This window comes from Acidobacteriota bacterium (assembly GCA_003696075.1).
In the GTDB taxonomy this organism is placed as follows: Bacteria; Acidobacteriota; Polarisedimenticolia; order J045; family J045; genus J045.
The window spans coordinates 1-7,192 of the sequence record RFHH01000154.1; the positions used below are offsets into that span (position 1 = coordinate 1).

Sequence of the window (7,192 nt, forward strand, 5' to 3'; positions counted from 1 at the left end):
CGGCATCCGCCGCGACCACCGCCGAGGGATGGATCCCCGGTGCCGCCGGCACCGGCGGGTGCAGAAGCTCGATCGCGCGGGCGAACAGCGCCTTCGGCGCCGCGCTGACGATCAGCGCCCGTCCTTCGAGCTCCCCCGCCAGATCCTCCGCGACCACCAGCGCACCCGCCCGACTGGTCCGGGCGCGGTCCAGCAACCGGCGGTCGTACACCGCGGCGAGGGCCGTCGCGTCCGCTGTCTCGAGCGGCGCCGCCCGCTCGAGGCGCTGCGTGCCGTCCCCCGACCACGCCGCGCCGAGCCGCTGCGCGAGATCCTTGAGGAGCCACGGACGCGCGCCGCGCGGGATCACGACCCCTGGCCGTCGCCGGTCGCCTCGTCGACGCGCCTGATCAGCTCCTCCGTGACGTCGATGGAGGGGGCGTAGTAGCCGACGAGGTCGTTCTGCAGGATGAGCGTGAAGCCCTGCTCCCGTCCGAGCTTCTGCACGACCTCGAGAAGCCGCTTTTCGAACTGGCTCCGCGCTTGCTCCATCTCCAGCTGCAGTTCGCGGGTCGCCGCCTTCTGCATACTCTCCAGGTCGAACTTCTTCCGCTCGATCTGCAGCTGCCGCTCCTTGAGCTTCTCGGCCGACAGGCTCGCCGCGCTGGCCAGGAACTCCTGCTCCTCCGAGCGGATCTCGTTCTGCAGTTCCTCGATCTCCTTCCGGCGCTTCTCCTGCAGCGCCGACAGGCGCGCCTGCAGCCGGGCCCCTTCCGCCGTCTCCTGCAGCACGCGCTGGGGATCGAAGACCCCGATCTTCACCGTCTGGGACTGCGCCGCCGCGGGCCCCGCGGGGGCGAGCAAGGCGGCCGGCGCGAGCAGCGCCGCCGCCCGGAGCAGCAAGCGGTTCCTCATGCGCAACTCCTTTGTCGCACCGCGAGTTAGGTGCGGCGGGCATTCTACCCCGGATCGCCGGACGGCGCCGGGGACCAAGGCGCGGCGGAAGGGCGCGAGTGCGCGGGGGCCGCTACGCCGGCGCCATGACGTTCCGGAACTCGAGCGTGTCGTCGTCGCCGACGGAGACCTCGATGTCCCCCGCCCCCGTCAGGTCACCCTGGATGACGCGTTCGGAGATCGCGTCCTCGAAGTACCGCTGGATGGCCCGGCGCAGCGGTCGCGCTCCGTACGAGCGGTCCTTGCAGGTCGTCTCGACGATCCAGCGGTAGACCTCTTCGCGCGGAACGAGCCGGATTCCTTTGTCCGCGAGCGTCTCGTTCAGCTGGGCGACCATCATCTTGGTGATTTCCAGCAGCTCCTCGTCGGAGAGAGGATCGAAGACGATGATCTCGTCGACACGGTTGATGAACTCCGGGGGCAGCGTCTTCTTCAGCTCGGCGAACACCGTCTCCCGCCGCGCCCGCCGCCCCTCGGCGACGTCGCGCTCTGCGGCGAAGCCGAGTCGCGCCTTGTTCACCAGCGCCGCGGAGCCGATGTTCGAGGTCATGATGATGATCGCGTGCTTGAAGTCGACCGTATCGCCGTAGGCGTCCGTGATCTGGCCGTCGTCGAGAACCTGCAGGAGGATGTTGAGCACGTCGGGGTGCGCCTTCTCGATCTCGTCCAGCAGCACGACCGAGTACGGGTGGCGCTTGATCCGCTCGGTGAGCTGGCCGCCCTCCTCGTGGCCCACGTAGCCCGGGGGCGATCCGATCATCTTCGCCACCGCGTGCTTCTCCATGTACTCGGACATGTCGAAGCGGATCATCGAGCGCTCGTCGCCGAAAAGGAACTCGGCGAGGCTCTTGGCCAGCTCGGTCTTGCCCACCCCGGTCGGGCCCAGGAACACGAACGATCCCACCGGCCGGCGCGGATTCTTCAAGCCGGCGCGCGACCGCCGGATCGCCCGCGCCAGCGCCGAGATCGCCTCGTGCTGGCCCACCACGCGGCGGTGCAGATGCTCCTCCATCCTCAGGAGCCTCTCCACCTCCTTTTCGGCGACCCGTGTCACCGGAATGCCGGTCCACTTGGCGATGACTTCCTCGACGTCGGACCGCTCGACCCGGATGATCGTGCGCGCCTCCCGCTCGGCCTCCCGGCGAAGCTCGTCGGCCCGCTCCCGCAGCGCGACCTCCTTGTCGTGCCACTTCACGGCCTCGTCGAAGTCCTTGCGGGCCAGCGCGGCCTTCATCCCCTCGACGGCCTTCTGGATCTCCTTTTCCACCTCCCGGAGAGCCCGATAGGAGGTGCGCTTCCGCAGCTTGACCCACGCTCCCGCTTCATCGATGACGTCGATCGCCTTGTCGGGAAGGAAGCGGTCGTTGATGTAGCGGTTGGACTGGTAGACCGCTGCGCGGATCGCCTCGTCGTCGTACTTGACGCCGTGGAAGTGCTCGTACCGCTCCTTGATCCCGTGGAGGACCTCGATCGTCTCCTCTTCGGTGGGCGGATGGATCTTGATCGGCTGGAAGCGGCGCACCAGCGCCCGGTCGCGTTCGATGTGCTTGTGGTAGTCGCGGGGGGTGGTGGCCCCGATGCACTGGACCTCCCCCCGGCTGAGCGTCGGCTTGAGGATGTTCGCCGCGTCGAGCGATCCCTCGGCCGAGCCGGCGCCGATGAGCGAGTGGATCTCGTCGATGAACAGGATCACGTCCTTCGCGGCGACGAGCTCCTGGATGATTCCCTTCAGCCGCTCCTCGAACTGCCCCCGATACTTCGTGCCCGCGACCACCAGCGACAGGTCGAGGGCCAGGATCCTCTTCCCGCTCAGCGATGGGGGCACGTCGCCGTCGACGATCCGTTTCGCGAGACCCTCCACGATCGCCGTCTTGCCGACCCCGGGCTCCCCCAGGAGCACCGGATTGTTCTTGCGGCGCCGCGAGAGGACCTGGATCACGCGCTCGAGCTCGACCTCGCGGCCGATCAGCGGGTCGTAGCCGCCTTCCGCGGCGATCTTCGTCATTTCCCGGCTGAACTCGTCCAGGAACGGCGTTTCCTTCTTCTTCTTGCCGTTCTTGGGCGCCGAGACCGCCTTTCGCTTGGCGAGGTTGATGATGTCCTCGCGGACCGTGTACAGGCGCATTCCACGCTCGCCGAGCAGGCGCCCGGCGGGAGCGTCGTCGACCCGGATCAGGCCCAGCAGCAGGTGCTCCACGTCCACCGTGGGCGACATGATCCCCCGCGCCTCCTCCTGGGCGCATTCGAGGACCCGCTTCGCCTCGTCGCTGAACGGGATGTCCACGCCCCGCGAGACCTGCATGATGCCGCTCTGCCGGCTTTCCATCTCGGTCCGCAGGAGGTCCACCGAGATGTTGCTCCGGTGGAACAGCTCGCGGACCAGTGGATCGTCCTCGCGGAGCAGCCCGATCAAGATGTGCTCGGTGCCGATCACCGGGGCGCCGCGCTGGGTCGCCTCGTACCGGGCGAGGAACAGGACGCGCTTGGCCTTCTCGGTGAACTGCTCGATCATCGTTTCATCGCCTCGCGGTCCAACTCGCCGGCGCCGTTCCGCCGGGGTGGTCCGAGCCGCCCCTCTTCCATTTGTAGAACACGATGGCAGCGGCGCGCCAGTCGGTCGCTGTGCGTCGCAATGACGAGAGCGAAACCGTGCCGCTCCTGCAGCCGGCCGATGACCTCCACCACCTGCTCGCCGGTGTGCGGATCCAGGTTTCCCGTCGGCTCGTCCGCCAGGACGAGCGACGGCCCGTTGACGAGGGCCCGCGCCACCGCCACCCGCTGCTGCTCGCCGCCCGAGAGTTCGTCCGGGTAGTGATCCGCTCGGCCGCCCAACCCCAGCTCTTCCAGCAGCTCCCGCGCCCGCTCCAGGGCGAAGCGCTTCCTCCGGCCAGCGATGAGCGCCGCCAGGGCGACGTTCTCGGTGGCCGTGAACTCGGCAAGCAATCCATGAAACTGAAAGATGAAGCCCACCTCGCGCCGGCGCCACCGGGCCCGGGCCGCAGGCCCATCCGGCAGGGGGCGCCCGCGGAACAGGAGCGTTCCCCCGTCGGGCCGCGCCAGCCCCCCCAAGATGTTGAGAAGCGTCGTCTTACCGACCCCGGACTGCCCCTGGACCGCCACGGCCTCCCCGGCCGACACGACGAGGTCGGCCCCGGCCAGCACCCGGATCCGCTCGACTCCGCCCGCGACGCTCCGGCGATACTCCTTCCGGAGACCGCGCGCCTCCACGATCGGGGGCCGCTCAGTCACGTCGCAGCGCCTCCACCGGATCCAGGCGGGCCGCCCGCCAGGCGGGATAGATCGTGGCGAGAAGCGCGACGACCACCGCGATGCCGACCACCCACGCCAGGTCCGCCGCCTGGACCACGAACGGGAGGTGATCCAGGAGGTAGACCTCCGGGTCGAGCCCGATGACCCGGTAGCGGTCGAGATACCAGGCGAGCCCGCAGCCGAGCGCCGCGCCCGCCGCCGTGCCCAGCAGACCCATGGCCAGGCCCTGGTAGACGAAGATCTTGAGGATGCCTCGCGGCGTGGCGCCGAGAGCCGAGAGTACGCCGATCTCCCGGACCTTCTGCGTCACGGTGAGGATCAGGGTGATGATGACCCCGAAGGCGGCGACGAGGACGATCAACCCGATCGACAGCGAGATGAGCAGCTTCTCCAGGCGCAGCGCGGAGAAGTAGGGCTTGTTCTGCTCCAGGATGTCGCTGACGAGGTACCCCGGCCCCACCGCGTCCTCGATCGCCTGCTCCACCTCGGCGAGCCGGTCGAGATCCGCCACGCGGAAGGCGATCCAGTGGCAGCCCTCGGGCTCGGCGTCGAACAGGCGCCGCCCCTCCTCGAGGGAAACGAACGACCACGAGGTGTCGTACTCGTAGAACCCGGTGGCGAAGGTGCCGACGACCTCGGCCGCAGGCCGCCGGATCGAGACCCCCCAGGGCGTCAAGCGCAGCTTCGGAACGATCAGTCTCACGATGTCGCCGCGGAGGACGCCCAGCTTGCGGGCGAGGTCGGAGCCCAGCACGATCGCCGGCCGGCCGGAAGCGGTCGGGCGGACCAGATCGTCCAGACTCCCCTCGACCATTCGCTCGTCGAGTCCGGTGACGGTGCCGCCGTACTCCGGGAGGATGCCCTGCACAGAGGACCACTGCACCAGTCCGCCTTGGGCCGCGATCCCGGCATAGCCTTGCACCACCGGTTCCGCGGCGACCACCCCCGGGACGGCCCGGACCCGCTCCGCGAGCTCCCGCGCCCGCTCGATCGGCGCCCCGTCGGCCGCAAAGACCAGGCCGTGGGCGTTGGAGCCGAGGATCCGGTGGATGACATCCCCCTGAAATCCGGTCATCAGCGCCAGGGCGAGGATCAGCGACGCGACACCGAGCAGGAAGCTCGAGGCCGACAGGATGCTGATGAGGGAGAGAAATCCCTGCCGGCGCGCGCGAAGGAAACGCCGCGCGACGAACAGCGCGTAGGCGTCCCCCCGCCCCCGCGGCTCTTCCATTCGCGTCGCCGCCTCCCGCTGCGGCACGCGCGCCCGGGGCCGCACTACCGGATCCGCCGCGCCACCCAGTGGCCGCGCGGCAGTCCGCCCTGCACCAGCTCGTACATCTGCCACGTGCCGCGGATCCGGCTGCCGTCCGGGTCGAGGGCACCCTCGAGCTCGGCGTCGCGCCCCCGCTCGGCATCGATTCTCTGCAGGAAGACCTTCCCCCCGACGAAGGTGCCCTGAAGACTCCCGCTCCCCATCGTGCCGAACCGGTACCGCCCCGTCACGAGCGTCCCCGACTGATCGAGATAGAACGTCCCGACCGAGTTCTGCGGCAGCCAGCGCACCTCCCAGACGCCGGTGAGGAGCTCGCGCGTCTCCGGCAGCTTGGCCCGCAGCTCCGCCACGCGGGCCGCCAGGACGTTCCGTTCCGCGATCAACCGCGCGATCTCGCGAAGACGCGCCTCGGCGTCGCGCTCGGCGATCTCCGCCTCCACCCGCGCCCGCCGCACCGCCTCCTGGAGCTCCTCGAGGCGCTCGACACTGAGATCGAGGGGATGGGTCGCCTCCCGGTCGAGCGCTTCCTGCGCCTGATCGAGGGCGCGGCGCAGCTCGTTCCGCTTGATGACCGCGGCGCGGTACTTTCTCGCCGCGTCTTCCAGGATCCGGGCGTTGACCCCCGCCTGCTCCTCGATGCCCGCGAGGGCCGCCGCCAGCCGCTCCGACTCGATCGGATCGATCTCGCCCGCCAACGCGGCGCGTTCGTCTTCTTCCTCCTGCGGCACGGCGGCCGGGGGACTCGCCAGGAAGAGCAGGAGAAGGGTCCACAAGCCGGCCGCGAGGCGGCGGCGCGGCCCGAGGCGTCTCGCCGCCGGCGATCTCCGAATCGGGTTCATACGGGCTCCACGTCCGGCTCGAATCCCGCGGGCATCGTAGCGCCGGCCGCTCTCGCGCGGCAAACGGGGAGCCGCCGGCTAGAGAACGGCATCCTGGCGCCCGGCCGGCTCGATCTCCGCCGCCGGCCCTGGCTCGTCGGGGGCTTGGGGGGGCCGCGCCGCCGCGCGGCGCGCCCGCCAGCGCCGGACCGCCGGCGTGAGCAGGTATCCCAGGATCAGCGCCGGGAGCATCCACTCGGCGAAGGCCAGGAATCCGGCGAGGATCGCCGCCCACAACGCCAGCACCCGGTAGGGCTTGGGACCGAACCGAAGCGACTTGAACGCGGGGTAGCGGAGCCGGCTGACCATCAGCAGGGCGGTCACCAGGAGAACCGCGGCGTGCACCGGAACGAACGCCGGCGGGATCGGCTCTCCGTGGGTCAGGAGTGCCGGAGCCGCCGCCACCGCGGCGGCCGTCGGGATCGGCAGCCCCACGAAGTCCTCGCCGCCGGTGGTTGCGGCGTTGAATCGGGCGAGACGGATCACCCCGCAGGCCGTGAAGAGGAAGCAGGCGGCCCAGCCGGCCCGTCCCAGCCCGCCGACCCCCATGTGGAACGCCAGGAGGGACGGCGCGACCGCGAAGGAGACCGCGTCGCAGAGCGAATCCAGCTCCCCCCCGAAGCCGCTCGTCGTCCCCGTCAGGCGCGCCACACGCCCGTCGAGTCCGTCGAGCACCGCCGCGGCGAAAACGAGCCACCACGCGATGAGGTAGTGGTGCTCGGTGGCCATGAGGATGGCCGCGTACCCCGCCATCAGGTTCCCGAGCGTCAACGCACCCGGAAGCCACCCCTTCACGCCGCGCCAGCGTCCGGGGCGGCGGCGGCGCCCTCTCCTGCCC

General features: G+C 70.3%; 7 protein-coding genes. All 7 read right to left on the reverse strand.

All coding sequences use genetic code 11. From position 1 onward, the window contains the following. Positions 1-349, reverse strand: a 349-nt coding sequence (locus D6718_10365; GenBank protein RMG44270.1) for a UDP-3-O-(3-hydroxymyristoyl)glucosamine N-acyltransferase, incomplete at its 3' end; no start/stop codon positions are given. Next, positions 346-894: an OmpH family outer membrane protein gene (locus tag D6718_10370; GenBank protein RMG44271.1), complete on the reverse strand. Its 549-nt coding sequence runs from the start codon at positions 892-894 to the stop codon at positions 346-348. The genes D6718_10370 and D6718_10365, both read right to left, overlap by 4 nt. A gap of 112 nt (positions 895-1,006) precedes the next feature. Continuing rightward, a complete protein-coding gene (locus tag D6718_10375; protein ID RMG44272.1) occupies positions 1,007-3,445 on the reverse strand; it encodes an ATP-dependent Clp protease ATP-binding subunit in 2,439 nt (812 codons plus the stop codon). Beyond that, on the reverse strand, positions 3,442-4,182 hold the full coding sequence (locus D6718_10380; protein ID RMG44273.1) for an ABC transporter ATP-binding protein: 741 nt from the start codon (positions 4,180-4,182) through the stop codon (positions 3,442-3,444). The genes D6718_10375 and D6718_10380 overlap by 4 nt, the downstream gene beginning before the upstream one ends. Continuing rightward, complete coding sequence (locus D6718_10385; protein RMG44274.1) at positions 4,175-5,479, reverse strand: ABC transporter permease; 1,305 nt, start codon at positions 5,477-5,479, stop codon at positions 4,175-4,177. Before D6718_10385 ends, D6718_10380 begins: the two co-directional genes overlap by 8 nt. Then, entirely contained in the window at positions 5,479-6,315 is an 837-nt protein-coding gene (locus D6718_10390; GenBank protein RMG44275.1) for a hypothetical protein, read from the reverse strand. Before D6718_10390 ends, D6718_10385 begins: the two co-directional genes overlap by 1 nt. Before the next feature lie 78 nt (positions 6,316-6,393). After that, entirely contained in the window at positions 6,394-7,149 is a 756-nt protein-coding gene (gene pssA, locus D6718_10395) for a CDP-diacylglycerol--serine O-phosphatidyltransferase (protein ID RMG44276.1), read from the reverse strand. Positions 7,150-7,192 lie beyond the last annotated feature (43 nt).